This window comes from Leucobacter aridicollis, from assembly GCF_024399335.1.
Classification (GTDB): Bacteria; Actinomycetota; Actinomycetes; order Actinomycetales; family Microbacteriaceae; genus Leucobacter; species Leucobacter aridicollis_A.
In genome coordinates, this window is the sequence record NZ_CP075339.1 from 528,191 (window position 1) to 553,636 (window position 25,446).

Annotated in this window: 27 protein-coding genes; 20 read left to right on the forward strand and 7 right to left on the reverse strand. The window is 64.7% G+C overall.

Annotated elements, in window-relative coordinates:
- The first annotated feature begins 15 nt into the window (after positions 1–15).
- From KI794_RS02275 to KI794_RS02300, 6 genes are all read left to right on the forward strand, one after another.
- Positions 16–1,011 carry a hypothetical protein gene (locus KI794_RS02275; protein ID WP_162920974.1) on the forward strand — a complete coding sequence of 332 codons (996 nt, stop codon included), beginning with the start codon at positions 16–18 and terminating at the stop codon, positions 1,009–1,011.
- A gap of 96 nt (positions 1,012–1,107) precedes the next feature.
- The gene (locus tag KI794_RS02280; protein WP_119281344.1) at positions 1,108–2,136 is read left to right on the forward strand and encodes a GNAT family N-acetyltransferase; all 1,029 of its coding nucleotides are present in this window, start codon (positions 1,108–1,110) and stop codon (positions 2,134–2,136) included.
- Between the two features lie 224 nt (positions 2,137–2,360).
- A complete protein-coding gene (locus KI794_RS02285; RefSeq protein ID WP_255808985.1) occupies positions 2,361–3,371 on the forward strand; it encodes a siderophore ABC transporter substrate-binding protein in 1,011 nt (336 codons plus the stop codon).
- Positions 3,368–4,459 carry an ABC transporter permease gene (locus KI794_RS02290; RefSeq protein WP_370647842.1) on the forward strand — a complete coding sequence of 364 codons (1,092 nt, stop codon included), beginning with the start codon at positions 3,368–3,370 and terminating at the stop codon, positions 4,457–4,459. The genes KI794_RS02285 and KI794_RS02290 overlap by 4 nt, the downstream gene beginning before the upstream one ends.
- Positions 4,452–5,480 (forward strand): iron chelate uptake ABC transporter family permease subunit, encoded by a 1,029-nt coding sequence (locus tag KI794_RS02295; protein WP_119281341.1) that lies wholly within the window; start codon positions 4,452–4,454, stop codon positions 5,478–5,480. The genes KI794_RS02290 and KI794_RS02295 overlap by 8 nt, the downstream gene beginning before the upstream one ends.
- The gene (locus KI794_RS02300) at positions 5,477–6,241 is read left to right on the forward strand and encodes an iron ABC transporter ATP-binding protein (RefSeq protein WP_119281340.1); all 765 of its coding nucleotides are present in this window, start codon (positions 5,477–5,479) and stop codon (positions 6,239–6,241) included. Before KI794_RS02295 ends, KI794_RS02300 begins: the two co-directional genes overlap by 4 nt.
- A 339-nt stretch (positions 6,242–6,580) precedes the next feature.
- Here KI794_RS02300 and purQ read toward each other — a convergent pair whose 3' ends face one another.
- From purQ to KI794_RS02320, 4 genes are all read right to left on the reverse strand, one after another.
- Positions 6,581–7,285 (reverse strand): phosphoribosylformylglycinamidine synthase subunit PurQ, encoded by a 705-nt coding sequence (purQ, locus tag KI794_RS02305; RefSeq protein ID WP_255808986.1) that lies wholly within the window; start codon positions 7,283–7,285, stop codon positions 6,581–6,583.
- The gene (purS, locus tag KI794_RS02310) at positions 7,285–7,551 is read right to left on the reverse strand and encodes a phosphoribosylformylglycinamidine synthase subunit PurS (protein WP_255808987.1); all 267 of its coding nucleotides are present in this window, start codon (positions 7,549–7,551) and stop codon (positions 7,285–7,287) included. The genes purQ and purS overlap by 1 nt, the downstream gene beginning before the upstream one ends.
- A 135-nt stretch (positions 7,552–7,686) precedes the next feature.
- Entirely contained in the window at positions 7,687–8,610 is a 924-nt protein-coding gene (locus KI794_RS02315) for a carbon-nitrogen hydrolase family protein (protein ID WP_255808988.1), read from the reverse strand.
- Positions 8,611–8,634: 24 nt separating this feature from the next.
- On the reverse strand, positions 8,635–9,960 hold the full coding sequence (locus KI794_RS02320; RefSeq protein ID WP_255808989.1) for an MFS transporter: 1,326 nt from the start codon (positions 9,958–9,960) through the stop codon (positions 8,635–8,637).
- A 92-nt stretch (positions 9,961–10,052) separates the two neighbouring features.
- Between KI794_RS02320 and KI794_RS02325 the strand changes: the two genes are divergently transcribed.
- The 7 genes from KI794_RS02325 to KI794_RS02355 all read left to right on the forward strand — a co-directional run bounded on the left by KI794_RS02325 (position 10,053) and on the right by KI794_RS02355 (position 16,241).
- Complete coding sequence (locus KI794_RS02325; RefSeq protein ID WP_255808990.1) at positions 10,053–10,967, forward strand: LysR family transcriptional regulator; 915 nt, start codon at positions 10,053–10,055, stop codon at positions 10,965–10,967.
- 73 nt (positions 10,968–11,040) lie between these two features.
- Positions 11,041–11,700, forward strand: a complete 660-nt coding sequence (locus KI794_RS02330) for a GntR family transcriptional regulator (protein ID WP_119281335.1) — start codon at positions 11,041–11,043, stop codon at positions 11,698–11,700.
- On the forward strand, positions 11,701–12,591 hold the full coding sequence (locus KI794_RS02335; RefSeq protein WP_119281334.1) for an NAD(P)-dependent oxidoreductase: 891 nt from the start codon (positions 11,701–11,703) through the stop codon (positions 12,589–12,591). It abuts the gene before it with no gap.
- Complete coding sequence (locus KI794_RS02340) at positions 12,588–13,010, forward strand: carboxymuconolactone decarboxylase family protein (protein WP_255808991.1); 423 nt, start codon at positions 12,588–12,590, stop codon at positions 13,008–13,010. Before KI794_RS02335 ends, KI794_RS02340 begins: the two co-directional genes overlap by 4 nt.
- 23 nt (positions 13,011–13,033) lie before the next feature.
- Entirely contained in the window at positions 13,034–13,840 is an 807-nt protein-coding gene (locus KI794_RS02345; RefSeq protein WP_255808992.1) for an N-acyl homoserine lactonase family protein, read from the forward strand.
- Positions 13,833–15,035, forward strand: a complete 1,203-nt coding sequence (locus tag KI794_RS02350; RefSeq protein WP_119281333.1) for an alpha/beta fold hydrolase — start codon at positions 13,833–13,835, stop codon at positions 15,033–15,035. Before KI794_RS02345 ends, KI794_RS02350 begins: the two co-directional genes overlap by 8 nt.
- Positions 15,036–15,206: 171 nt before the next feature.
- Positions 15,207–16,241, forward strand: a complete 1,035-nt coding sequence (locus KI794_RS02355) for an NAD(P)H-dependent flavin oxidoreductase (RefSeq protein ID WP_119281332.1) — start codon at positions 15,207–15,209, stop codon at positions 16,239–16,241.
- Positions 16,242–16,333: 92 nt separating this feature from the next.
- Here the strand turns inward: KI794_RS02355 and KI794_RS02360 are convergent, their stop codons facing one another.
- Positions 16,334–17,257: a phosphoribosylaminoimidazolesuccinocarboxamide synthase gene (locus KI794_RS02360; protein WP_370647844.1), complete on the reverse strand. Its 924-nt coding sequence runs from the start codon at positions 17,255–17,257 to the stop codon at positions 16,334–16,336.
- 92 nt (positions 17,258–17,349) lie between these two features.
- Here KI794_RS02360 and KI794_RS02365 point away from each other — a divergent pair, with 92 nt between their 5' ends.
- Positions 17,350–18,405, forward strand: a complete 1,056-nt coding sequence (locus tag KI794_RS02365) for an SRPBCC domain-containing protein (protein WP_255808994.1) — start codon at positions 17,350–17,352, stop codon at positions 18,403–18,405.
- 342 nt (positions 18,406–18,747) lie between these two features.
- Here the strand turns inward: KI794_RS02365 and purD are convergent, their stop codons facing one another.
- Positions 18,748–20,010: a phosphoribosylamine--glycine ligase gene (gene purD, locus KI794_RS02370; protein ID WP_255808995.1), complete on the reverse strand. Its 1,263-nt coding sequence runs from the start codon at positions 20,008–20,010 to the stop codon at positions 18,748–18,750.
- Positions 20,011–20,032: 22 nt separating this feature from the next.
- Here purD and KI794_RS02375 point away from each other — a divergent pair, with 22 nt between their 5' ends.
- The 4 genes from KI794_RS02375 to tatA (KI794_RS02390) all read left to right on the forward strand — a co-directional run bounded on the left by KI794_RS02375 (position 20,033) and on the right by tatA (KI794_RS02390) (position 21,498).
- A complete protein-coding gene (locus KI794_RS02375; RefSeq protein WP_255808996.1) occupies positions 20,033–20,398 on the forward strand; it encodes a sterol carrier family protein in 366 nt (121 codons plus the stop codon).
- Positions 20,399–20,476: 78 nt separating this feature from the next.
- Positions 20,477–20,893: a hypothetical protein gene (locus tag KI794_RS02380; protein ID WP_255808997.1), complete on the forward strand. Its 417-nt coding sequence runs from the start codon at positions 20,477–20,479 to the stop codon at positions 20,891–20,893.
- 52 nt (positions 20,894–20,945) lie between these two features.
- Positions 20,946–21,155, forward strand: a complete 210-nt coding sequence (gene tatA / locus KI794_RS16250) for a twin-arginine translocase TatA/TatE family subunit (RefSeq protein WP_370647845.1) — start codon at positions 20,946–20,948, stop codon at positions 21,153–21,155.
- 130 nt (positions 21,156–21,285) lie between these two features.
- Positions 21,286–21,498, forward strand: a complete 213-nt coding sequence (gene tatA, locus KI794_RS02390; protein WP_119281325.1) for a twin-arginine translocase TatA/TatE family subunit — start codon at positions 21,286–21,288, stop codon at positions 21,496–21,498.
- 64 nt (positions 21,499–21,562) lie between these two features.
- On the opposite strand, the gene KI794_RS02395 is transcribed toward tatA (KI794_RS02390), so the two are convergent.
- Positions 21,563–22,705, reverse strand: a complete 1,143-nt coding sequence (locus KI794_RS02395; protein ID WP_255808998.1) for a PucR family transcriptional regulator — start codon at positions 22,703–22,705, stop codon at positions 21,563–21,565.
- A 169-nt stretch (positions 22,706–22,874) separates the two neighbouring features.
- On the opposite strand from KI794_RS02395, the gene KI794_RS02400 reads away from it, so the two are divergent.
- The gene (locus KI794_RS02400) at positions 22,875–24,218 is read left to right on the forward strand and encodes an MFS transporter (RefSeq protein ID WP_255808999.1); all 1,344 of its coding nucleotides are present in this window, start codon (positions 22,875–22,877) and stop codon (positions 24,216–24,218) included.
- Complete coding sequence (locus KI794_RS02405) at positions 24,218–25,444, forward strand: thiolase family protein (RefSeq protein ID WP_119281323.1); 1,227 nt, start codon at positions 24,218–24,220, stop codon at positions 25,442–25,444. Before KI794_RS02400 ends, KI794_RS02405 begins: the two co-directional genes overlap by 1 nt.
- The last annotated feature ends 2 nt before the right edge of the window (positions 25,445–25,446 follow it).

Genomic DNA, 25,446 nt, shown 5'->3' on the forward strand with positions numbered 1-25,446 from the left:
TGTCACACTAGGGGTATGAGCGAACAGCATGCGCCACAGCCGGCCCCACAGGGTGTAGACCTCAACGCCGCCCAGGCGTTGGCGGGTGCCGAGCCCGGTAAGAAGAAGCTTTCGATGTTTCTGCGGGTCAGCATCATCCTGCTGATCGGCCTCACTCTTGCCTCGATTTCGCTGCTGTTTATTGGCGACTTTGAGGGGCGCTTTGAACGCATCTTCTCGACGTTCGCGCTTTTCGCGGTCTTTGTCGTGCTGACCGCGATTGACACGAGTCGTGATCGAGCGAACGAGTGGTATGCCCCCGTCGCCCTGATTGCGAACACGTACATCCTCGGGCTGTTGCTCGTCGTGATTTGGATGACGCCGTACGATTCGTTCTCGCTCATGTTCCAGATCTTCTGGAAGTCATTCCTGGTAATCCTCGTCACACGTCTCGTCATTCTCTGCTGCGAGCTGCTCCTTCGCAGCGGCAAAGACGACGACGAGGCTGGCAACCGGTTTGCGTTCATCACGAGCGTGCTTGCAGTTCTCTCGGGCATCTTGTTCACAGCCCCCGTCGGAATTGAGGCCTTCAGCCTCCACGTCCCCGACATGTACTGGAAGATCGCGACTGCGGTGCTGATCCTCACGGCGCTCGGACTCTCCGTTACGCTGCTGTTGCGGTGGGCGAACAACTCGGAGGAGCGCTCCGCGAGGCGCGAGGCAGACAAGGCCGCGCAGCGAGCTGCGGCAATTGCAGCGCCGGCGAGCGTCGCGGGCGGCGCCGAAGCAACGATCGCAGCGCAGACTGCTCCGACAGCAGAGTCCTCGCAGGTTGCACCGCCTCTTCCGCAGGCCGCAAACGAGCCGCAGGCAGTCGCACCTCAGTCGCCTCCTGCGCCGCACTCCGGGCAGGCGCCGACCGAGGTGCTGCTCCCGTGGCCGACGTTTGCAGACGGCAGGCCGATCCCTGCGCGGCCCGATGGCCAGCCTGACTTCTCGGTGCCCGGGGCGCCGCTTCCGCCCACGTTCTAGCTGAGAAGGTGCGCGGCTCGCGCTGTGGCGCGGGCGGCAGGCAGCCGAGCCTGGCGCACGGCGGGCCGGGAGTGCGAGCGGCCCTAGACTAACTGGGTGAATGCTGCAGTAACCCCACTCGTACGCCCTATTCGGACAGCTGAATACCCCGCCGAAGTGGCACTCCTCGACGCCGCATATGGGGCAGGCCCCTACGCGGCGGAGCTTGCCGGCGACCCTGAATGGGAGCGCTCGGTGAGCGACGTCGCAGGGCGCGATGCCGACGGCCAGGTCATCGTTGTCGAAGAAGCTGGCAGGCTGCTCGGCGCGGCCTCCGTGCTTCGGCCAGAAAGCTCGCACGCGAAACTAGCGTCTAAAGGGGAAGCCGAGCTTCGCCTCGTCGCAGTAGATCCGAACGCGCAGGGGCGCGGCATCGGGGAGGCGCTCGTGCGCGCTGGCCTTGAGGTTGCGCTCGGCTGGGGGCGGTCGTCCCTACGTCTGGACACGGGTGTGCGCAACCCCGCTCAGCGGCTCTATGCCCGCCTTGGGTTTGAGCACACGGTTGAACTCGATGCGGAGCGCACGAGCTCGGGCTACGGCGAGTCGTTGACGTACCGCTACGCGCTGCAAGACAGGGAAGACGTGCGGGTGCGGCTGATTCGCGACGAGGAGATCTCGGAGGTGAGCGAGCTTGTACTCGCTGCATACCGCGACGACTACCCCCACCTAGCCGCCGACTACCTTGCAGATATCGCCGACGTCGCGGCGCGCGCCGCAACGCACTTCGTGTGGGTCGCGGAGGACGTTGCCACTGGCGATCTGCTGGGGACGGTCACCAGCCCGAGGCATCGCGAGCAGCTCACCTCCGCCTCCGAGCCAGGGGAGATGGATATTCGGTTGCTCGGGGTCTCGCAGGCCGCCCGTGGGCGAGGGATCGGCGCCCTCCTCATGCGGAGTAGTGTGCGCCTCGCAAAGATCCGGGGTGCGAGTCGTCTCGTGCTCGAGACGAGCCCGATGATGGAGTCGGCGTGGCGACTGTACGAGCGCCTGGAGTTTTCAAGGCTCAGTGACCGAGATCGCTCAATCACCCTCGCCAGCGGCGATGAGTTGCGGCTGTTGACCTACGGATTCGAGCTCATGGCCTAGTTCGAGGCGCGTGGGCGCCCGGGGTGGTAGGGGAAATGCCCAGATCAACGTGACAATTTCAGCAATCACTTGAACATCAGATGAATTGGAGGTTAGGGTTACCTAAGTGGGTTCCAGTGTTGGGCGCATCCCGGGCCACGGGATCCAGCACGGAACCCTTTTTCGCTTCCACCCGGAAGCCGGCGCGCCAGAACCCGAACCCCCGTCCAAAGGAATTCATTACCGTGACTCTCCGTACCTCTCGTAAGCCGCGCCTGCTTGGCCTCGCGGCAATTGCCGCAAGTGCCGCCCTCGTGCTGTCGGCCTGCAGCTCCTCGCCGTCTGAAGAGACCGATGCGAAGCCCGAAGCCGGCGCAACTGTGTCGATTACCGACAACTTCGGCACCGTCGACGTACCCGTGAACCCTGAGACCGTTGTCGCGCTCGACAACCACGTTTTCGAGACGCTCACCGAGTGGGACATCGACCTCGCGGCAGCGCCGAAGGGCATCATGGGGTCTGTCTGGCCTGGCTACACCGACAACGACGATGTCGTAGACATCGGGTCGCACCGCGAGCCGAACCTCGAGGCGATCGTTGCAGCGCAGCCCGACCTCATCATCGCCGGTTACCGTTTCGGTGACTCGTACGACGACATCAAGAAGCAGAACCCCGACGCCGTGGTCATCGACATCGCTCCCCGCGAGGGTGAGGATCTCATGAGCGAGCTGAAGCGTGGCAACACGATCCTCGGCCAGATCTTCGACCACGAAGAAGAAGCCGAGGCGACAAACGCTGGGCTCGACGAAGCAATTGCCGGCGCCAAGGAGGCCTACAACGGCAGCGACACCGTCATGGCAGTGAACACCTCAGGCGGCAAGATCGGCTACCTCGCTCCCGGCGTCGGCCGTTCGGTCGGCCCCGTGTTCGGTGCCCTCGGCCTGGTTCCCGCGCTCGAGGTTGAGGGCGCGTCAAGCGACCACCAGGGCGACGACATCTCGGTCGAGGCGATTGCCGCCTCGAACCCAGAGTGGATCATCGCGCTCGACCGTGACGCATCGTTCGCTCCCGAGGAGCGCGAAGAGGGCTCGGCCCCGGCCGCCGAGCTCATCGCCGGCTCAGAGGCGCTGAAGAACGTGCCCGCCGTCACCAAGGGCAACATCATCTACCTTGACGCGAACTTCTACCTCACTGAGGACATCCACGCGTACACCGAGCTGTTTGAGCAGATCCAGGCGGCATTCGCAGCAGCATGAACGTGAACCGCACGTCTGCCGGCAACGGCGATGGAGGAACGCCCGCTCGAGAGAGCGGGCGTTCCCGCGTTCGTCAGGTGGCGCCGCGATCAAGCATCGCGACTGCGCTTCCTGACGCCGCCGGCGAGATCGCCCCCGAAAAGCGGGCGCGAGTGTGGCCGCTCGCGGTAGCCACCCTCGTCGTCGCAGCTCTCCTCGCACTTTCGCTGTTCGTCGGCGTCTACGACATCACAGACGGCGAGCTCGGAGCCGAAATGATGTGGATCACGCGAGTCCCGCGGACAGTTGCGCTCATGCTGGCGGGTGCCGCCATGGCCGCGAGCGGGCTCGTCATGCAGATGCTCACGCAGAACCGTTTCGTTGATGCGACGACTTCCGGCACGACCGAGTGGGCGTCACTCGGGCTCCTCCTCACCGCGATCGTCGCGCCGAGCGTCGGCCTCGTCGGACGCATGGTCGTTTCGAGCCTGTTTGCCTTCATCGGGGCGATGGCCTTCATGCTGATCCTGCGCCGGATCGTGATCCGGTCGACACTCGTCGTTCCGCTCATCGGGATCATGCTCGGTGCTGTGATCAGCGCACTCACAACGTTCCTGGCGGTGCAGTTCAACCTGCTGCAGATGGTTGGCACCTGGTTCATGGGGAGTTTCACGAGCGTCGTCCGCGGACGCTACGAGGTGCTCTGGATCGTCGCGATCGTCACGCTGCTCGTCTTCCTGCTCGCCGACCGCATCACCGTTGCTGGCCTCGGCCGCGAGGTAGCGACGAGCGTCGGCATGCGCTACGAGACGATACTCATCGCGGGAACCGCCCTCGTCGCGGTTGCCGCCGGAGTGACAACCGTGGTCGTCGGCTTTCTGCCGTTCCTCGGCCTCGTTGTACCGAACGTCGTCGCGACGCTGCGCGGCGACAACGTCCGCAGCAACCTCCCGTGGGAGTGCCTGGGCGGTATCGCCCTCGTCACGGTGTGCGACATCCTCGGGCGCGTCGTCCGAATGCCGTTCGAGGTACCCGTGTCAATGGTGCTCGGAATGGTCGGCGCTGTTGTCTTCATCACGATCCTGATGCGGGGGCGGTCGCGTGCGTGAACCCATCCAGCTCAGCCCAGCTGGCGAGCTTCCGATCCCGCCCGAGCCGGCGCTGCCGCGCTGGCGTCAGCTCCTCCCGATCGCGATCGTCTTCGTGGTCGCGATCCTCCTCGCGGTGGCCATTCTCACGTACGCGAACCCGGCGCAGCCTGGCAGTTCCGGATTCTGGGTGATCGTCCGCTCCCGCGCAGCCTCGCTCGGCACGATCGCGCTTGTCGCGGTCTGTCAGGCAGTCGCGACAGTGCTCTTTCACACGGCGACGTCGAACAGGATCCTGACCCCGTCGATCCTCGGCTTCGACGCCCTCTACGTGCTCACCCAGACCGCGCTCGTGTATGTCTTCGGTACCGCAGCGTCTGGCCTCGAGGGAATCCCGAAGATCCTCGCGCAGAGCGGGCTCATGGTGATCTTCGCGACCGCCCTCTACGGGTGGCTGTTCTCGGGCAAGCGCGCGAACCTGCACCTGCTGCTGCTCGTTGGTGTTGTGCTCGGCATCGGGTTCGGGTCAATCTCGACGTTCATGCAGCGAATGCTCACGCCGAGCGAGTTCGACGTGCTCAGCGCGCGACTCTTCGGCAGCATAGGCAACGGCAACATCGAATACCTGCCGTTCGCGGCGACGATTGCGCTCGGGATCCTCGTGTTCGTGTGGCGCCGCCGCAAGGTCTACGACGTCGTCGCGCTCGGGCGCGACGCCGCGGTCAGCCTCGGCGTGAACTACAGGCGAGAAGTCGTCACGATTCTTGTGCTCGTCGCCGTGCTCATCTCAGTGTCGGTGACGATGGTGGGGCCGATGACGTTCTACGGCTTCCTCGTCGCGACGCTCGCCTACCAGTTCGCCCGCAATGACTCGCACGCTGAGATTATCCCGCTCGCGATCGGCATCGGCCTCGTCACCCTCCTGGGCGCGACCTTCGTGCTGAAGCACATCTTCTCGGCCGGCGGCCTCGTCACCGTGATCATCGAGTTCGCTGGCGGCCTGCTCTTCCTCATCGTCCTGCTCAGAAAGGGGCTGCGTTGATCCAGCTCACCTCCGTCGGCAAAGACTACGCCGGCAAGCGCGTGCTCGGCCCGATCGACCTCACCATCGAGCCCGGCGGCATCACCGCGCTCATCGGCCCAAACGGCGCCGGCAAGTCGACGATGCTCACAATCATCGGCAGGCTGCTCGGGGCCGACGCCGGCACCGTGACCGTCGGCGGGCTCGACGTGACGAAGGCAAAGCCGAAAGAGCTCGCGAAGGTCGTGTCAATCCTGCGCCAAGAGAATCACTTCATGGCGCGTCTGACCGTGCGCCAGCTCGTGACGTTCGGCAGGTTCCCGCACTCAGCCGGGCGCACAACCGAGGCTGACAGGCGTGCGATTCACGCCGCGATCGCGTTCCTCGACCTCGCGGGCATGGAGGACCGGTTCATCGACGAGCTCTCGGGCGGTCAACGCCAGCGCGCGTTCGTCGCGATGGTGCTCGCGCAAGACACCGACTACGTGCTGCTCGACGAGCCGCTCACCGGTCTCGACATGCGGCACGCCGCCGGCATGATGCGGCAGTTGCGTGCTGCCGCAGATGCGCTCGGCAAGACGGTTGTGCTCGTCGTGCACGACGTGAACTTCGCGTCCGCGTACGCCGACAGGATCATCGCGCTCGCCGACGGTGAGCTCGTGGCGTCGGGTACTCCCGATGAGATCATGACGCCCGAGGTGCTCGAGCGCGTCTTCGGCACCGAGGTCGAGGTCATCGAGCACGCGGGGAACAAGGTCGCGATCTACTACAGGGTGGAGTGACCCGCGAGGCGCAGGCGAGGCGCCTGGCCCGTGCCTGGCCCGGGCCTGGCCTGCGCCTGGCCCGTGCCTGGCCCGCGGCTGGCCCGTTCCTGGCCTGCGCCTGGCCTGGCCCGCGCCTGGCCCGTTCCGTGCCTGGCCCAGCCCGCAAAACAGGCCCATTTCTGCAAGACAACCTGTTCCCGACGGTAGGGAAGGGGTGATCCTGCGACGAACGACCTCTGTGGCGGACTCGCCGGTCGGAACGGCGCTGGAGTGCGCGAAAGGCCGGGGGAGCGTGGTGCTCCGCCCGGCCTTTCGAATCGGTGGGCGCCGCGTCGGCGGTGCCCGTGTCGGGCCGCGTTAGACGCGCGCCGCGATCGCGTTCAGGGCGCTCTCAAAGAATGCGAGGCCGTCAACGCCCGAGCGCATCGCTGCCGAGGTGTCGGGCCCGAAGCCCTCCTCGATTGCGTGCTCAGGGTGGGGCATGAGGCCGACAACGTTGCCGCGCTCGTTCGTGAGCCCGGCGATGTCGTTGAGTGAACCGTTCGGGTTGACGCCTGCATAGCGGAACGCGACGAGGCCGTCGCCCTCAAGCTGCTTCAGTGTCTCGTCGCTCGCGATGTAGCCGCCGTCACCGTTCTTCAACGGGATGACGATCTCCTGGCCCTGCGTGAACGAGCTCGTCCAAGCGGTCGACGCGTTCTCGACGACGAGGCGCTGATCGCGGCGGATGAACTGCTGGTGCGCGTTCCGGATCAGGCCGCCGGGAAGCAGGTGCGCCTCGACGAGCATCTGGAAGCCGTTGCAGATGCCGAGCACCGGCATGCCCTTGCCTGCCGCATCGATAACCTCGGTCATGATCGGGGCGAGGGCAGCGATCGCGCCCGGGCGCAGGTAGTCGCCGTAGCTGAAGCCGCCGGGGAGAATAATCGCGTCAACATTCTGCAGGTCGTGGTCAGCGTGCCAGAGCGCGACGGGCTCGGCGCCGACGAGGCGAACAGCGCGCTGCGCGTCGCGGTCGTCGAGCGAGCCGGGGAAGGTGACTACACCAATGCGCGTCGCCATTAGCGTGCCTCGACAGCGACGCCGTCGACCGAGATCGCTACGACGTCCTCGATGACCGAGTTCGAGAGGATCTCGTCTGCCATCTGGCGAACCTCTGCGAGCACCTCTTCAGTAACCTCGCCCTGCACGGTGAGCTCGAAGCGCTTACCGATGCGCACGTTCTCAAACTTGCCGTGACCGAGGCGCTCAAGCGCTCCCGTCGTCGCCTTACCCTGGGGGTCGAGGAGTTCGGCCTTGGGCATGACATCAACAACAATCGTGGGCAAGGAGTGCCTCCAGGTTCGCGAAATAAACGGGATGCGTACCGGATAAGTCTACCCGCAGCGGCGGTCTCGTGCTGGGCCCGGCGGCAATAGGCGAGGCCTGACCGCGGAAACGCAGTCAGGCCTCGACGCGCTTGGTCAAGCGTTGAAGCTGACCGGCTCAGAGGCGCGCGTATTCACGTCGAGCGAGAATACATCTGGGCGCGCGTAGTGGCCCACCGGATCGAAATCGAGGTGCGAGCGCCGCTTGACGTCGAGATCAATGTCGGCGTACAGCACCGCTTCCTTGCCGAACACCGGCCCAGCGAGGATCTGGCCAGCGGGGTCGATGATCACGCTGCCGCCGCGCATGAAGACGTCACCGCCCGTTGGCTCGATGTCGACTGAGTGCTCTGGCGGGAACTCGTCGCGCGTGATGTATTGACACGCTGAGAGTACGAACACGCGCCCTTCGAGTGCCACGTGCGTCATTGTCGCCTGCCAGGTGTCACGATCGTCAGCTGTCGGAGCGCAGTAGATCTGGGTTCCCTTGGCGTACATTGCCTGACGCATGAGCGGCATGTAGTTCTCCCAGCAGATCACCGAGCCGACCCTGCCTGCGGGGATATCCATAGTGTCGAGAGTTGACCCGTCGCCGAAGCCCCACACGAGGCGTTCGGTTCCCGTCGGCATGAGCTTGCGGTGGTTGCCGACCAGCCCGTCCTCGGGGTGGATGAGGAGGGCGGTGCAGTAGAGGGTGTTGCCGAGGCGCTCGATCACGCCGATCACAACCGCGACCCCGTGTTCCGCCGCCGCCTCGGTGAGTCGGCGTACCTCGGGGCCATCGAGGGTCACAGCCCCCGCGGCGTAGCGGGCGTACTCCTCGCGCCCTCCCTCCGTGCGGATCCCGATCGCAGCACCGTAACTGGTGCCCTTCGGGTAGCCGCCGATGAACGCCTCAGGGAAGACGACGAGTTCTGCCCCGCTCGCCGCGACCTCGGCGATGTATCGCACCGCCTTGTCAGTTGACGCCTCCGAGTCGAACACCACAGAGGATGCCTGCACTACAGCTACTTTGCTCATAATCTGCCTCCTTGAAGCCTCACCCTAGCCGTGGGTGATATCGACGTGCCTGGTTTCCTTGAGCATCGGCAGCAAAACCGCCAGCGCAACCGCGGCGACAGCCATCACGTAGAACGCCGGTGAGACGAGCGAGCCCGTGTTCGCGACGAGGGCTGCTGCGATGAGGGGGCCGGGACCCGCGAGTGCCGCGTAGGCGACGTTGTAGCCGATGGCAGACCCAGTCGAGCGCACCGAGGCCGGGAACACCTCGACGAGCAGCACATTGTTCATCACCGCGCAGCACGCTACGAAGAACGAGAAGACGACGAGGCCGAGGAAGGCGAGGACGGGTTTCCCGGTGTTCATAAGCATGAACGCGGGGAGCGCCCAGACAAGGAGGCCGACGATGCCCGTGATGAGTACGGGCTTGCGTCCAATCCGGTCGGAGATGATGCCGACGAGTGGGTTAAACCCGACGTAGATCACGATTGCTGCGCCCGTTGCGAGCAGCGACTGCATGCGATCCATGCCGACGGCGCCTGTGAGATGGTTGTTCGCGTAGGTCACAAAGTAGTAGAGACTCACGCCGAAGATGCCGGAGAACGCGAGTGTCATGATGAACGCGCGTGCCTTCAGGCCGAAGCTCGTCGGTTCAACCGTGTTGTTCGCGCGCTTGCGCTCGAGTTCCTCGTAGACCGGAGTGTCGTCGAGCTTACGGCGAATGTAGACGGCGACGCCCGCCATGACGATTGAGAGGATGAACGGCACGCGCCAGCCCCAGCTCGCCAGCGACTCTTCGGGCATGACTGCCTGCAGTAGCGCGGCGGTCAGCGTTCCGACGAGGAATGCGAGACCGGCCGTCGCAGTCACGATGCTCGCGAAGAGACCGCGCTTTGCCTTGGGCGCGCTCTCGCCGATGTATGCGGCGGCGCTCGTCCATTCACCGCCAACCATCGCGCCCTGCAGCAGTCGGAGAATCACGACGATGATCGGTGCCGCGACGCCGATGGTCTCGTAAGAGGGTGTGAGTCCGATGAGCGCGGTGATGATGCCCATGCCGAGGACCGTGATGATGAGCACGGTGCGGCGGCCGAACTTGTCGCCGATCGGTCCGAGGAAGAGTGCGCCGACCGGGCGCGAGATGAACCCGACAGCGAATACCGCGAGCGAGGACAGCATCTCGGCTGTTGGGTCGCCAGACGGGAAGAACTGTGCGCCGATGATTGCGGCGAAGTAGCCGTAGATGGCGAAGTCGAACCATTCCATGAAATTGCCAATGCCGACGGCGGCGAGTCGCTTCTGTCGGTCGGCGCGTGGAAGGTCGAGAAGTTCGGTGTCACTGCGCGACACGGTCGCGGATTGCTCCTGCATGTGAGAGCTCCTTTGTTCTCTGCGTGGATAGCTACCAAGCAACTTTGCAGCGCACAGAGGACGCAGTCAAATTAATGATTAGTATGTGCAGTATGAATTCAATTGATCTTAGGCGCGTTGACCTCAATCTGCTCGTCGTGTTTCACGCACTCATGCACGAGGGGAGCGTGACGCGCGCGGCGGTGAAGCTGAGCCTGACCCAGAGTGCGGTGAGCGCGGCGCTCGCGCGGCTGCGAACGTTGTTCGAGGATCCGCTGTTCGAGCGCTCACGCACTGGGATGCTGCCGACTTGGCGCGCTCTCGAGATCTCGGGCCGCTTGGGCCCCGCGCTCTCGTCGATTGCCGACGTGATCTTCGACGAGCCCGAGTTTGAACCGACCGCAAGCACCAGGGTGATACACCTTGCAATGTCGGACGACCTCGAGATTGTGCTCGCACCGTGGCTCGCGCTGAAGAAGATTGAGCTTGGGTGGACGGTCGAGTTCGCCATCCACCAGACCAACAGCACGCTCTGGCGAGAGAGCGTCGAGAGCGCTCGCACCGACATTGCGCTCACCATGTCCCCAGGCCAGCTGTCAGCTGATCTGCGGGCCGAGCCGCTGTTCTCCGGCGGCTATCTCTGCCTTTACAACCCTGAGCTGCTCGAGTTCTCCGAGCCGATCACCTATGACGAGTACATCGCAGCAGATCACGTGCGTGTCTCGTACGACGTGCAGCGTGGCTGGGTCGACGATCTGCTCGCCGCGCGCGGGCACAAGCGGAAAACGGTGTGCGCAATCAGCCACTTCTCCGGGCTCGGGACGCTCCTGACGCGCGTGCCTGCAATCGCTACCTTTCCGGAGCACGCAGCGCGCGGAATTGCGAGCTCAACCGGCCTCAAAGTGTGCCCGACTCCGCTGCAGGCGCCACGATTTACGATCTCCGCGATCTGGAATACGCGGGTCGATGGCTCACCCGAAAACGCCTGGCTGCGGAGGCTGCTCGGGGAGTTCGCCCAGACCGTGTAGCTGGGGGAGTCCGCGCGAGCGGGCTTGAGTTTTTTCAAATCTTCGTAATATCGTAATACCGGATGAAGGGACCATGGCAATGCTGAAACAGGCCGCACCGCTGCGAGAGCAGGCGGTTACGATCTTGCGTGAGCGCATCGTGAGGGGCGAGCTGCAAGCTGGCCAGCGGCTCATCGAGCGAGTGCTGGTCGAGGAGCTCGACGTGAGCAGGACCGTCGTACGCGAGGCTCTGCGACAACTCGAATCCGAGCGCCTCATCCGCATTGAGCCGCATGTTGGTCCGCTTGTCGAGGAACTTACCGCTGAGGAGGCCAGGCAGCTCTACGAGGTGCGCGCAGCGCTCGAGGGCGCCGCGGCGCGCCTCGCCGCCGAACACCGAACCGACGCGGAGCTGCGCGAGCTCCACGAGGCGCTCCTGCACATCGACGAGCACTTCGAACCATTTGACGAGCTGCTCGCGGCGAAGGAGAGGTTCTACGCCGCACTCATCGCCGCGAGCCACAACCAGATCATCGGCGAACAGCTCGCTGGCGTGCAGGCGCGTATCAGTCAGCTGCGTCGGGTGACACTGCAGCAGCCGAGCCGGGGGCGCCAGATGGTTGGCGAGCTCCAGCGCGTTGTCAACGCCGTCGCCGCGCGCGACCGAGATGCCGCGTTCGCGGCGAGTATCGAGCACGTTTCCGCAGCGGCACAGATCGCCGCGGCGCACTTTCAGGAACAACCGGAGGAATAGATGCCAACAACCCTGTTCATCGGACTCGGGCGGATGGGCCGACCAATGGTCGCGCACATCGCGCCGCTGTTTGCGACCGCTGTGTACGACATCGTCAGCGAGACAGTTGTGGCAGTTGCGGCCGAAGTCGGGGCAGAACCACGCCACGATCTTGCCGATCTCGCTGACGTTGAGACGGTGATCCTCATGGCTCCGACGAGCGCGCACGTCGAATCGGTGCTGCTTGAATCAGGGGTGCTTGACCGGCTGGCCGCTGGCGCGCTGATCATCGATATGGGATCGAGCGTGCCAGCGAGCACGCGGCGACTCTCCGAGCTTGCGGCGGCCCGCGGCATTGACTACGTTGATGCGCCGGTTTCAGGCGGGATCGCAAAGGCAGAGACCGGCGAACTCGCGATGCTCGTTGGCGGCACCCCGTCCGCGATTGAGCGCGCCAGGCCTTACCTTGAAGCTGTCGGGGCCGACATTGTTGTCGTGGGCGACAGCGGTGCGGGCCACGCGGCGAAGTCGATTAACAACCTCGTGAGCGCGGCGAACCAGGCAATCGTGAACGAGGCGCTGATCCGCGCAGGTGTCGCCGGCATCGCGCCCGAGCGCATGGTCGCTGTGCTCAACTCATCGACCGGCATGAGCCAGGCAAGCTCAGTGAAGTTCCCGAGGCACGTGCTCACCGGCGCGTACGACTCGCGGTTCGCATTCGACCTCATGCTCAAAGACATCGGAATCGCCATGGGCATCGAAGCCCCCGCGACCTCAACGCCGCTGTCCAGCGCGGTCTATGAACTACTCACCGCCGGGCGGCAGCTGCTCGGTGAGAACCCAGACCACACAGAAATCACCAGGGTGTACGAGCGCACGTTCAACACCCCTATCATCGAGGAGCAGCAGTGACCGACACGACCACCAATCCGCAAGACTACATCGACGACATGGCGCGCAAGCGCGGCTATGTGCTCGACTACCACAAGGTTATGGCCAAGCACGATTTCGAGGTGCTGCAGGCAGCAAACGGGCTCGTCTCAGCCGCGTACCTTGACCAGCGCAGCCTTGACCGGAAGACCAAGGAGCTCATCTTTATCGTCTCGCTCACGGTGATGCGCGCGGCGAAGGGACACATCCAGTCGCACATTCGGGTGGCGCTCGACCTCGGCGTGACGCCGCAGGAGATCCTTGAAGCGATTGAGATCTCACTGCCCGAGGCGGGAATCGTTGCGTTCCAGGCCGGGTTCGATGCGTGGCGAGAGGTCGTCGGCGCCGATGGGATCGAACCTACGGTCGCGGTGCACGAGGGCGGATCGGGCGCGCAGTAGCGCACTGAGGGCACGATAGCGGGATGGCGATGATGGCACCCACCGAGTGGGAAATCTTTGTGGTGAAGCACGGCACACGTGCAACGGCGCGCAGTGAGGTGTTCCTAAACTACGGCTTCTATGGCGAGCCCGACGGTGAGTACACCGTCGACTACTACTTCTGGGTTCTCCGCAGCGGCGACAGCGTGATCCACATCGATACCGGGTACTCGGCGGCGGGTGCCAAGAAACGCGGCCGCGAGGTGCTCATAGACCCGCTACAGGCGCTCGCTCAGCTCGGGATGCCGGCTGATGCTGGCCACCCGGTCGTCGTGACACACGCGCACTATGACCACATCGGAAACCTCGCGGCGTTCACACGCTCGCCAATCCACATCGCGCGCGCAGAGCTCGAGTTTTGGCGCAGTGACATCGGTTCACGGCCGCTGTTTTCGCACTACGGCGACAGTGAGGAGATCGCGCACCTGAGCGAGGCGGAGGCGCAAGGCCGACTGAAAGTGGTCGACGGCCACGCCGAAATTGCGCCTGGCGTCGAACTCATCGAGCTTGGCGGGCACACTCCGGGGCAGCTCGTGGTGCGTGTGGTGACGAGTATCGGAACGGTCATTCTCGCCGCTGACGCCGCGCACTTCCAGGAGGAGCTTGAACGGGACATGCTGTTTCAATCGATGGCCGACCTGCCGGGCTCATACCGCGCGCTCGATTGGCTCAGGGCGCAGGAGGGTGCGGTGATCGTGACTGGCCACGACGCCTCGGAACTCGGCAGATTCTCACCCCTCGCAGGCCCGCTTGCTGGGCTGGTCGCCACTATCGGGTCCCCCGATGCGTGAGCGCCTGATCGCGGCGGCTGCCGCCTCGGAGCCAACCGCGCTTGCCGCAGGATCCAGTTGCATCTTTGCGCTCGCGGGCGACGACTGGCGTGCAGTGTTTCTCGTGGAACATGCCCGGATCACCGCTGCCGCGGGCGAGCCCGAGTTCGAGCTGCGTGCGAGCAACGCGGACTGGGTCGAACTCGCGGCCGATGCACCAGCCGCCGGGGCCCATAATCTGCTGCACCTGCTGCGCACGGGCAGGATCTCCCTCTCCGGGGACCAACTCTCGTATGAGCGTCATGCCCATCTCGTGCGTGCGCTTGTCGACGCTGCCCGCGCGACGACCGTTCACGCCCAGGTGGGCCGCCCGCTCATGGCGCGAGGCGAATACCACCGCATCACCACGAGCCTCGGCACGAGCGATGTGTACGTCGAGCGCTGCGGCGAGGGGCCGCCGCTGCTCGCCTTCGCGACGGCTGGGAGTGATACCGGGCAGTGGCACGGCCTGCTGACGCACACGGACCTCACCGCGCGCTACGAGCTCATCACTGTGGATCTCCCGTGGCACGGCCGCAGCGCGCCGGCCTGGGGTGAGCCGGTCGGCAGCTACGAACTCACCCCTGAGTGCTACACCGAGTTCATCGTCGCTGCGGCTGACGCGCTCGGCCTCACGCGCCCAACACTGCTCGGGGTGTCAATGGGCGGGGCCGCCGTGGTTCACGCTGTCGCGACGCACCCGCTTCGCTTCGCCGGCGCGGTCGCCTGCCAGGCCGGTCCGTCCGTGGTCGCACGCGCGAACCCGCACCTCCGCGGCACCCAGCTAAACCCGGCATTGTTTGTGCCCGAGTGGACCTACGGCCTCATGAACCCGGCCTCGCCGTTCGAATTTAAGCAGCGCGTCTGGTGGGGCTACTCCTCCGGCGGCTTCGGCCTGTACGCGGCAGACATTGACTCCTACCTCAGCTGGGACCTCCAGGCGGTCGAAAACCTCCTCACAGCAGACTCTCCGCACATCGCGGTGCTTTCTGGTGCGTTCGACACCAGCGTGCCCTCGGCTCGATCTCGTGAGCTCGCTTCGCGAATTCCCAACTCGTCGTTCAGGGAGATGCCTGAACTCGGGCACTTCCCGCATGCGGAGAATCCGCCAGCGTTCGTCGCGCACCTCGAAGAGGCGCTAGCTCGCGTGCGTGTTGGACAGGCAGAGCCTGCCTAGTGAACTTGTGTCTGCCAGGGCCGTGAGCCAATGAATTCGCGGAGCAGTGCCCTGCACACTCGACAGCGGTGCCCGGGTCTGGGAGGCTCGGGTGTGAGCCTGCGATCACCGATCCGCATGCGCTCGGCTGCCGCAATTTGATACGAACCGACTACCGACCGATGGAGAATCATGAGCACCGGATTTCTGACGCAAGCTCTTCCCCTCATCGCAGCACCAATGGCGGGCGGCGCGACAACAGTTGAGCTCGTGCGGGCGGCGAGCGGGGTCGGGGCTTTTGCGTTCCTCGCTGCGGGCTACAAGACGCCCGAGGTGCTTGCCGCAGAGATCGCCGCGGCGCGCGAGCTCAGTGAGACGGCGCCCGCAGGTTTCGGCGTCAACTTGTTTGTGCCGAGCGCCGATAAGGTCGACGGCGCAGCGTTTGCGGCCTACGCGCGCGAGCTCGCCGGCGAGGCTGCGTTGTACGACACCGAGCTCTCAGACGTGCCTCGCGACGACACCGATTTCTGGGACGAGAAGGTCTCGCTGCTGTGCGCTGATCCCGTGCCCGTAGTGTCGCTCACGTTTGGGCTCCCGGCGCCATCAGATATCGTAAGGATCCAGCGGGCGGGTTCAGCGGTGCTGGCGACGGTCACTTCGGCCGATGAAGCACGGGCCGCCGCAGAGCATGGCGTTGACGGACTAATCGTGCAGGGTCCGGGTGCCGGCGGGCATTCGGCGGTGTGGGATGCGACCCAAACCGTGGCCGACGCGCCGACACTTGAGGTGCTTCGCGCGGTGCGCGCGATCACAGATCTGCCGCTCGTCGCAGCGGGCGGGGTTGACGGGCCCGAGTCCGTGCGTGAGTTCATACACGGAGGCGCCCAGTCGGTGGCTGTTGGAACGCTGCTGCTGCTCACTGAAGAGGCGGGCACCTCCTCAACGCACCGTGGTGCACTTTCCTCGGGCGCGTTTACGGAGACGGTGCTCACCCGGGTGTTCACGGGCCGACCCGCGCGTGGCCTCCGCAACGGATTTGTGGAGCGCCACGCGGCACACGAAATCACTGCGTATCCCGCGGTGCACCACCTCACCAGAGAACTGCGAGGCAAGGCGCTCGCCGCGGGCGACACTGACCGCGCCCATCTCTGGGCTGGCACGGGATTCAGAAGGGCCCGTGCCGAACCCGCCGCAACGACTATTGAGCGGCTCACCCGAAAGCTCTAGTTGTTTGCGTGCGGGATGGAGAGCTGCGTGCGTGCGTACCTGGAGGCTGTGCGGTCGTGAAACTGAACGCCGCGAGGTTGGGAGGTGCGCGTCTAGGCCTGCTTGGTGAGCAGGTCGTAGAGCTCCCGGTAGCGGGCGTACGTCTGCTCAACGATCTCGGCGGGCAGAACGGGCGGCACGCCTTGCTTGTCCCAGTTCGAGGCCAGCCAGTTGCGCACGATCTGCTTGTCGAACGACGCGAGGCGCTCAGCGCCCGAGAGGCTTTCATCGAAGTAGGTTGACGCATCCCAGTAGCGCGAGGAGTCGCTCGTGAGCACCTCGTCGGCGAGTACGAGCTCGCCTGTCACGGGATCCTTGCCGAACTCGAACTTCGTGTCAGCGAGCACCACGCCGCGCTCGGCGGCGAGTTCGCGAGCCTCGGTGAAAATCTTGAGCGAGGCGTCACGGAGCGCCTCCGCGACCTCCTTGCCAACGAGCTCAACCGACCGTTCGAACGTGATGTTCTCGTCGTGCTCGCCAAACGGTGCCTTGTATGCGGGAGTGTAGATGGGCTCGTCGAGCTGATCGCCGTCTGAGATTCCCGCGGGCAGCTCGATCCCGCATACTGCACCGGTCTGCTTGTATTCGGCGAAGCCCGACCCGGTGAGGGCGCCGCGCACGACGCACTCGACTGGGTACATCTCGAGACGGCGCGACACGACCGCCCTGTCGGCGACTGCGTCGGGAACAGCGGGGGCATCACCCTCGATCGCGAGGTGGTTCGCGAGGGGGATGCGTGAGAACCACCAGTTCGACAGCGCAGTGAGGAGCGCCCCCTTCCCAGGGATTGGCGGTTCGAGTACGAAGTCGAACGCGCTCACCCGATTGCTCGCGACGACGAGCAGGTACGGGGAGGTCGCAGCGTCGGTACCCTCCGGTACGTACAGGTCGCGCACCTTCCCAGAGTAGGTGTGTGACCAGCCGGGCAGCGCAAGGGGAGTGGGAAGTGCGTTCACGCCCCCATTCTCCCACCTCATCTCGCCTCACCGCGTCACAGTGTTGCTTCCTTCGAGGTGCGCCGTCGCGAGCGCGAATAAGATGAGTGCAACAGATCTGGAGGGTGAGTGCCATGGCGGTTGTCGGACCGGTGATTGCGCGGATGCGGGCAAAGGCGTCGCGGGAGACCGCGTGGCAGTACATCGCTGACCCCGAGCTCCGCGCTGAGTGGTGGCCGGACGTCGAGCTCGACGTTGTCTTTGGCGGCGCTGTCGCCGAGCGTTGGAGCGCTGAAACTGCGGAAGCCGCGAGCCGCAACGCTGTCGGCACCGTGGACGTGCTTATCGAGGGCCACGCGCTCGGCTTCCGGTGGCGCGACGGCGATGACCCGCACGAGACTGCTGTGCTCATTACGTTCCGCTCGCAGGGCGACGAGACGGACATCATGGTGACTGAGACAGGCTTCGGCGTCTTCCCCGATGCCTTCGAGCGCACCGCCGACGCTCAGCAGAGCTGGATCGATCTGCTCACCGACTATGTCGCGGTTGCCCGTGAGGCCTCAACCGAAGCCGTAGGTGCGGGGGACGAGGTTGCGGCAGGGACGGTCGAAGCGGCTGACGGTGCCGACATCGATCAGGATCAGCTCGCGGAGCGCAACGAACCCGCAGCGCCTGCGGGCGTAACTGAGGGCGGCGAAGCCGCTAAGGCGGAGGTGGTTGATTCGGCTGGTTCGGATGAGACGGCTGATTCGGCTGAGATGGCTGACGCGGATGATGTGCTCGGCTTGGCTGAACTCGGTGACGGTGCTGAACTCGGTGACGGGGCCGAACTCAGTGGCGAGGGCGCGGAGGCCGAGGTCGCTGAAGCTACGGAGACTGCCGAACTCGGTGAGGAGGATGCGGAGGCTCAGGTTGCTGACGCGGTTGGACCCTCCGGAGAGGGCGGAGACGGTGCTGACGACGCTGAGGACACTGACGACATAGGCGGCCCCGACGAAGCCGACGACACCGACGCTCTGTCTGAGATCGAATCGCTGTTCGACGCCGACGAAGACCAGGGCGCCGAGTCTGAGATTGACGACTCCGAGGGCGCCGAAGTCGGCGGTGAAGAAGAAGACGAAGGCGACGAGGAAGACAAAGCCCTCGATTTTGACAGCCTCATCCGCGGGGACCTCGGGGACAAAGCGTAGCTACTTCCTAGGCGCCCCCCGCTGACGGGGGTTGAGGCAGGCCTGTCCGGGTCCCGCGCAAATCTGACGGCGCCAACCTGACCGCGACGACCTGACCGCGCCAACCTGACCGCGCCAACCTGACCGCGCCAACCCCACCGTATGCAAAAGCCCGTTCGTATGCCCAGATCGAGTGATTCGGGCATACGAACGGCCTTTCGCATGCGTACTGCGAGTGCCGGCCAATGTGTACTGCAAGTGCCGGCCAATGTGTACAGCGACTGCCGGCCGCTGTGCACTGCGAGCGCCGGCCGCTGTGTACTGCGCGTGCCTGGCGCCGGCAAGGCGTCGGATCCAGGGAAGCTACGCCACGCGCTCCGCGATGTCGGTGCGGAACTGGCCACCCTCAAGATCGATTTCGTTCATGGCGGAGTAGGCCCGTGCCCGAGCTTCCGCGAAGTTCTGGCCGCGTGAGACGATGCCGAGCACGCGCCCGCCGGTTGCGGTCCAACCACCGGCTGGGGTCCGCGCGGTGGCGGCATGTACGAGGTGCACGCCGGTGACTGCCTCGGCTGCCTCAAGCCCGGTGATCTCCCGACCTGTCGCGACGTCACCCGGGTAGCCTTCGCTCGCGAGCACGACGATCATCGCGGGCTCCTCTGAGAACTCGGGGGCGGGCAGCGACGCAAGGTCGCCCTGTGCTGCAGCGAGCAGGTACGCACTCAGCGGCGACTCGAGGCGGGCGAGTACGACCTGCGTCTCGGGGTCGCCGAAGCGAGCGTTGAACTCGATGACCTTCACGCCCTTTGGGGTAACGATGAGGCCGCAGTACAGGAGCCCAATGAACGGGGTGCCCTCAGACTCGAGCTGCCGCACGGTTGGGATAGCAACGTCTCGCTTGATCTCCTCAACGAACGCCTCGGTGCCACCAGGCAACCATGGCAGCGGCGAGTACGCGCCCATGCCGCCGGTGTTGGGGCCCTGGTCGCCGTCGAAGATGCGCTTGTAGTCCTGCGCGGGGGTGAGTGCGACAACGTCGTGACCGTCTGCGAAGAAGAACAGCGAGACCTCCTGGCCGTCGAGGAATTCCTCGACGAGTACCTCGCCGTGCGGCGCCCAGGTAGCGACGTGGTCGATCGCTGCGTCGCGATCTTCAGTCACAAGCACGCCCTTGCCAGCGGCGAGCCCGTCGGCCTTCACGACGTACGGAGCACCGAACTCGTCGAGCACCGAGCCGGCTTCGGCAGCGCTCGCGACCTTCGCCGCGCGACCGGTAGGCACGCCTGCCTCGTCCATGATGCGCTTCGCGAACGCCTTGGACCCTTCGAGCTGGGCTGCGTCGGCGTTCGGCCCGAATACTGGAACTCCGCCTGCGCGCAGCGGGTCAGCCACGCCTGCGACGAGCGGTGCTTCGGGGCCGACGATGACGAGGTCGAAGCCGCGATCCGAGACAAACTTTGTGACGGCGTCGGGATCGGTGAAAGCGAGGTCGACGGTCTCGACGCCGCTCGCGGCGATGCCGGCGTTGCCTGGGGCGCAGACGATGCTGTGCTCAGCGTCTTCTGAGAGCAGGGACAGGACGATGGCGTGTTCGCGGGCACCCGGCCCCAGGACGAGAATCTTCACCCTTCAAGGATAGTCTGAGCAGATGGCCAGACGTAGGATTCAAGCGGCAGACGGGCTCGCCGCGCTCGCCGCAGTTGAAGCGGGAAGCACCGACCGCACTGACGTCGCGACGTCGGTGCGATTCCTCCTTGAAGAGCTCGCTGAACTCGCACCGGGGAAGTCTGTCGAGGTGCGTGTGCCGCCGTATGGCGCGGTGCAGTGCGTGGGCGGGCTCACGCACACGCGTGGCACGCCGCCGAACGTCATCGAGACTGACGCAGAGACCTGGATCGGGATCGCGACTGGCACGCTCGACTGGGACGAGGCGATCGCCTCTGCGCGCGTGCTCGCGTCGGGTTCGCGAGCGAACCTCGAGGGGCTTATCCCAGTCATCAGCCGCCGCAGCTGAGTATCGCGCTCGGGGCCCGAGGCGGCGCCGACCGTCGCTTCGATGAAACCCACACGTGAAACCTGAGAGAATAGCCCCATGTCAAGCGAAACTCAGCAGTCTGTCGAACTCCAGCGATCGGTGCGCATTGGCCGGCTGTTGATCGTCGGTGCAATCGCTGGTGCGGTCGTGGGCGCGCTCGTCACGACGCTCTACAAGGTGCCAGAGGGTGCCCTGTACTCGATCGGTCAGATCGCCGGGTTCATGCTCATCATTGGCGGCGCTGTTGGGCTCACGCTTGGTGGACTGCTCGCCCTGATCCTGACCGCCGCCGCGAAGCGAAAGCGTGGAACTGCAGTTCTCGAGCACACTGTTGTTGTTGACGAGGGGCTCGAGCCCGCGGCCGACGAGGCAGCATCGACTGACGAAGCGGCCGCCGGTACCGTTACCGATGTCCCCGCCGAGCAGCCGAGCGATTCCGGGAGCGCTGAAAAAACTGAGGAAGAACGCGGCTGACGCGCAGCACTCTGTGCAATAATCAGCCAGTTCGTATTGAAAGGGGCTCGTCATGATTCAGGGACTGAGCGGACCGCACCTCATTGTTATCGTCTTCATCATCGTGCTGCTGTTCGGCGCACCGAAGCTGCCTGCGCTCGCGAAGAGCCTCGGTCAGTCGGCGAGGATCCTGAAGCGCGAGGTCTCGAGTGACGACCCTGTTGACGGTGAGGGTCAGACCTCCGAGCCCACGAAGCCGAGCGGTACCACCGGAGCAAACTAGCGCTGGAGCCGGGTGCGCCTCGGCCAAGCTCAATCCCGGACCGGTACGTTCTCTCAGGGTTGTCCGCGCGCCAAACTCCGATCTGCGGTAGTTTTGTCGGAAGCGTTGAACAGCGAGGAGTGCGTTAATCATGATCGGCAACATGGGTGGTCCCACCCTCATCGTCATTGTTTTCATTGTGCTGCTGTTGTTCGGTGCGCCGAAGCTGCCGGCGCTCGCGAAGAGCCTCGGCCAGTCAATGAAGATCCTGAAGAAGGAAGTTCGCTCGGACGACGATTCGACGACGAAGACTGACGACGCCCCCAAGGGTGATGACAGCGACGCCCCGAAGAAGAGCGAGTAGCGCACAACCCAGAGTTTTGAAGCCGCCGTGTTTGTTGCAAACGCGGCGGCTTCGCTGTTTCGCCTCAGTCCGCGTGCTGACCCTTCGATCCGCCAGCGACAGCCAAGGCCCATGCGACCTCGACGAGAGTGTCGAAGTCTCCGAGTGAGGACTCCGTCAGCTCCTCGAACTTTTGCATCCGATAGCGCAGCGTGTTGGGGTGTACAGGGAGACTCTTCGCGGCTGCATCGACGCGTAAGCCGTGCTCGATGAAAGCGCCAATTGAATCGAGGATCAGTGCCCCGAACTCACCTTCTGCAAGCACAGGATCGATGTAGCTGCGCCGCAAGAACTCGTTGAGGGCGGGCGACGCTGGCACGCCAATACGCCAACTCAAGTCGGCGAGAGTGCTCCGCCCCGACCGGCCCAAGAGCTCGGCCGTTGCCTGCAGCTGTTGGGCGAGCCTGTACGACTCGGGAAGCATCTGCCATTCGCCAGGTGAGCCTTCGGAGTAGCTGATTGTTGCGGGAAGAGTCTCCCCGACCGCGACGTAGCCGATGGCTCGGCCCTGGTCCAAGAGGAGTGTGTCAGGCAACGGTGCTGGCAGCGGCACGGGGAGCGGTGCCGTCACGATCGCGCGTACGGGTCCGGACCCCGCGAAACGGGAGCCCGCGGCCCGGTGCTCGGCGTCGGTGAGGTCTCCAGTGAGCAGACGCCGAACGAACTGCTCGAGCTCCTGCTTTCGCGCGACTTCGTCGGCGATCTGGATTTCTCGGTACGCGAGCGAGATTCGCGCCGAGAAGGTGTCGCCAAGATCCCACAGGAGTGTCGACGCGCGCAGCGCGACCCGGGGGTCGAGCCCTCGCTCCCCGGTCAGCTCAATGACGCGGTTCTGGATCACCCGCAGCGACTCGCGGAACCCGCCCATGATGTCGGTGATCGACAGCCCCTGGGCCAGCCGTTCGCTTGTTGAGAGTGCAGCTTCCCAGATTTGCTCGGGCGGCGGGCTGACGCCTGATCGGAGCGTCTGGATTGCGAGCGCCCGGTTTCGGTGAACGGCCTCGATGAGGTCTGCTATTGGCACGCTGGCATACGCGGGAAACTGAGACCTGCCTCGTTGGATCACGGTCTCCGCGATTGAGTCGTCTCGTGAGAGCTCCTCGAGGATCTCGTCGAGTCGCTCAGCGGCGGTGGCCGCTGTGGGCTCGCGGTGGTCTGGCCTTGGCATCGGCACCCCGATCGTCGTTGGAGAAAAGCATGGCTGGGCTGCAAAACTCTTGGAATTCTAGCTATTGCTTGGATGTTTCGACAACGCCAGACTCATTCCTGAGTGAAACGCATAGCCAGGAGAGCCCCGAACAGGCAGCCGCTCTTGGAATTCAACAAGGAGGTTGGCGTTGGCCGCACACACAGACTCATTGGTGCCTAGCGAGGGCAAATACACCGATCCGCTTCCGCAGCCCAGGCCGCTCAACGGCCCGAAACAACTCCTCGCTGCGTCCGTTGGGAACGCCGTAGAGTGGTTTGACTGGTACATCTACTCGATTTTGGCGATCTACTTCTCGACACAGTTCTTCCCCGCCGAAGCCGAGAGCAGTTTGGTGCCGCTCCTCGGAACGATGGCAGTTTTCGCAGTCGGCTTCTTCGCCAGGCCACTTGGCGGGTTGCTCATTGGCTACCTCGCTGACAGGTTCGGACGCAAACGGATTCTTGTGCTCACTGTGCTCGGCATGGGTATCGGCTCGCTCATGATCGCGTTCGCCCCGACCTACGCCCAAATCGGCGTGTTTGCGCCCATCATTCTTGTGGTGGCTCGCCTTGTGCAAGGGCTTTCAGCAGGCGGCGAGTACGCCGCAAGCTCGGCGTTCCTTGTCGAATCCGCGCCGGCAGGGAGGCGCGGGTTCTACTCGAGCTTCTTCTACATCAGTGCGACGGCTGCGAACCTGCTCGCGATCGGTATCGCCGCGCTCCTCACCAATCTGCTGACCGCTGAAGACATGGTGTCCTGGGGCTGGCGCGTGCCATTTATCATCGGCGCAGTCGCGGCATTGATCGCACTGTGGGTGAGGTCGCATGCGGAAGAGACGCTCCGCGAGGATCAGGTCGCCGCGTCGGCTCACACGTGTGGCAATACTGAGCGGGTGAGGGTGTTCTCGTTCTTGAAGCACCACCCAAAGAGCGTGTTCTTTGTGTTCGGAATGACGGCATCGTCGGCGATCGTCTTCTACATTTGGACGGGCTTTCTCCCGACCTACGCGAATATCGCGGTTGGCTTCGACGTGAAGCAGGGCCTGACCGCGAGCCTCATCTCGCTCACCTGGTTCCTGCTGTTGCAGCCTGTCATGGGCGCACTGTCTGACCGCTTTGGTCGTAAACCTCTCCTTATCGCGTTTGGTGTGTTCTTCACCGTTGCTACGGTGCCGTTGCTCGGCGCACTTGACGATTCCTTCGCAAGCTTCCTGGCTGTGCAGCTTCTTGGCGTGACATTCATCGCTGCCGCAACCTCGATCGTTCAAGCGGTCTTCAGCGAGCTCTTCCCGCGCAAACTGCGCTCTGCCGGAATCGGATTCCCATACGCGGTCTCAGTCGCGCTCTTCGGAGGCACCGCGCCGTACGTGGCGACATGGATGGCATCGCAGGGGAACATCAGCGGCTTCGCCTGGTACATCTCCGGCATCAGTCTGGTCTCGCTCATCATCATGTGCTTCGTCCCCGAAACCTTCAAGAAGGAGCTCAACTAATGAAGCTTGCCCCGGTGTGGATCGCTGGCGCGGGGATGACCCCGTTCGGAATCCACCGCGATCTGACAGTCAAGAACCTCACGGCGATGGCGGTGCGCGAGGCGCTCGCCGATGCATCGGCGACGACGGCGGACGTCGAGGCTGTGTTCTTCGCGAACACGACGCAGTCGCCGCTGGAGGGGCAGCACATGGTACCGGGGCAGATCGCCTTGCGAGAGCTTGGAATTCAGGGTGTGCCCGTCGTGAACGTCGAGAACGCGTGCGCAAGCGGAGCCTCGGCATTCCATCTTGCGGTGGCGTATGTGCGCTCGGGGGCCGCCGACATCGCCCTCGCCGTCGGAGCTGAAAAGATGAATGTTGAGGATCGGGCGCTCGCGATGTCGGTGTTCGACGGTGCATACGATGTGAGCGCACCGGATGAGCTCGCGCGCGTGCTCCGAGAGCTTGGCGGAGTGGCGGACCCGGCATCCGGCCCGAGCTCGAGCTTTATGGACATCTACGCGGCGATGGCGCGAAACCACATGGACACGTTCGGCACCACGCAGCGGCAGCTCGCGGTGATTGCTGAAAAGAACCACCGCCACTCGGTAGAGAACCACCGGGCGCACTACCGCAAGCCTATGAACGCCGACGAGGTACTAGCGGCACGGGCACTCGCATTCCCGCTGACGGTGCCGATGTGCGCACCAATTACCGACGGCGCCGCCGCCGTGCTCGTCTGCTCGGAGCGCGGCATGGCTCGCCTCCGGAGCACCGCCGGGGTGCGCGTGCTTGCATCGGCGCTCGCGACCGGCAGCGACCGCGACTTCACGACGTTCGAGGGTCACGTGAGCGGAGCGGCAGCCCGCCGCGCATACGAGCAAGCCGGGCTCGGCCCCGACGATGTTGACGTCGCAGAGGTGCACGACGCGACGGCGTTTGGGGAGCTCCTGCAGCTCGAAGTACTTGGATTCTTCCCGCCGGGGGAGGCGGCTGCTGCCGGTGAGCGCGGCGCGACGAGTATCGGCGGCGCGCTTCCCGTGAACCCTTCGGGCGGTCTCGTCTCGAAGGGCCATCCGCTCGCCGCGACCGGTCTCGGGCAAATCTTCGAACTCGCGGAGCAGCTCAGGGGTCGCGCGGGATCGCGTCAGGTGTCGGGCGCACGCATCGCGCTCGCCGAGAACGGCGGCGGGTTCCACCGCGGCGAAGAAGCAGTGGCCTCTGTCATCATGTTGGGAGCACAGTAACG

Excerpts from the sequence above, each read along its gene's own strand:
- KI794_RS02275 (WP_162920974.1), top strand. The coding sequence starts at position 16 with ATGAGCGAACAGCATGCGCCACAGCCGGCCCCACAGGGTGTAGACCTC.
- KI794_RS02290 (WP_370647842.1), top strand. The coding sequence starts at position 3,368 with ATGAACGTGAACCGCACGTCTGCCGGCAACGGCGATGGAGGAACGCCC.
- purQ (WP_255808986.1), bottom strand. The coding sequence starts at position 7,285 with ATGGCGACGCGCATTGGTGTAGTCACCTTCCCCGGCTCGCTCGACGAC.
- KI794_RS02315 (WP_255808988.1), bottom strand. The coding sequence starts at position 8,610 with ATGAGCAAAGTAGCTGTAGTGCAGGCATCCTCTGTGGTGTTCGACTCG.
- KI794_RS02320 (WP_255808989.1), bottom strand. The coding sequence starts at position 9,960 with ATGCAGGAGCAATCCGCGACCGTGTCGCGCAGTGACACCGAACTTCTC.
- KI794_RS02325 (WP_255808990.1), top strand. The coding sequence starts at position 10,053 with ATGAATTCAATTGATCTTAGGCGCGTTGACCTCAATCTGCTCGTCGTG.
- KI794_RS02330 (WP_119281335.1), top strand. The coding sequence starts at position 11,041 with ATGGCAATGCTGAAACAGGCCGCACCGCTGCGAGAGCAGGCGGTTACG.
- KI794_RS02335 (WP_119281334.1), top strand. The coding sequence starts at position 11,701 with ATGCCAACAACCCTGTTCATCGGACTCGGGCGGATGGGCCGACCAATG.
- KI794_RS02345 (WP_255808992.1), top strand. The coding sequence starts at position 13,034 with ATGGCGATGATGGCACCCACCGAGTGGGAAATCTTTGTGGTGAAGCAC.
- KI794_RS02350 (WP_119281333.1), top strand. The coding sequence starts at position 13,833 with ATGCGTGAGCGCCTGATCGCGGCGGCTGCCGCCTCGGAGCCAACCGCG.
- KI794_RS02355 (WP_119281332.1), top strand. The coding sequence starts at position 15,207 with ATGAGCACCGGATTTCTGACGCAAGCTCTTCCCCTCATCGCAGCACCA.
- KI794_RS02360 (WP_370647844.1), bottom strand. The coding sequence starts at position 17,257 with ATGAGGTGGGAGAATGGGGGCGTGAACGCACTTCCCACTCCCCTTGCG.
- KI794_RS02365 (WP_255808994.1), top strand. The coding sequence starts at position 17,350 with ATGGCGGTTGTCGGACCGGTGATTGCGCGGATGCGGGCAAAGGCGTCG.
- KI794_RS02375 (WP_255808996.1), top strand. The coding sequence starts at position 20,033 with ATGGCCAGACGTAGGATTCAAGCGGCAGACGGGCTCGCCGCGCTCGCC.
- KI794_RS02380 (WP_255808997.1), top strand. The coding sequence starts at position 20,477 with ATGTCAAGCGAAACTCAGCAGTCTGTCGAACTCCAGCGATCGGTGCGC.
- tatA (WP_370647845.1), top strand. The coding sequence starts at position 20,946 with ATGATTCAGGGACTGAGCGGACCGCACCTCATTGTTATCGTCTTCATC.
- tatA (WP_119281325.1), top strand. The coding sequence starts at position 21,286 with ATGATCGGCAACATGGGTGGTCCCACCCTCATCGTCATTGTTTTCATT.
- KI794_RS02395 (WP_255808998.1), bottom strand. The coding sequence starts at position 22,705 with ATGCCAAGGCCAGACCACCGCGAGCCCACAGCGGCCACCGCCGCTGAG.
- KI794_RS02405 (WP_119281323.1), top strand. The coding sequence starts at position 24,218 with ATGAAGCTTGCCCCGGTGTGGATCGCTGGCGCGGGGATGACCCCGTTC.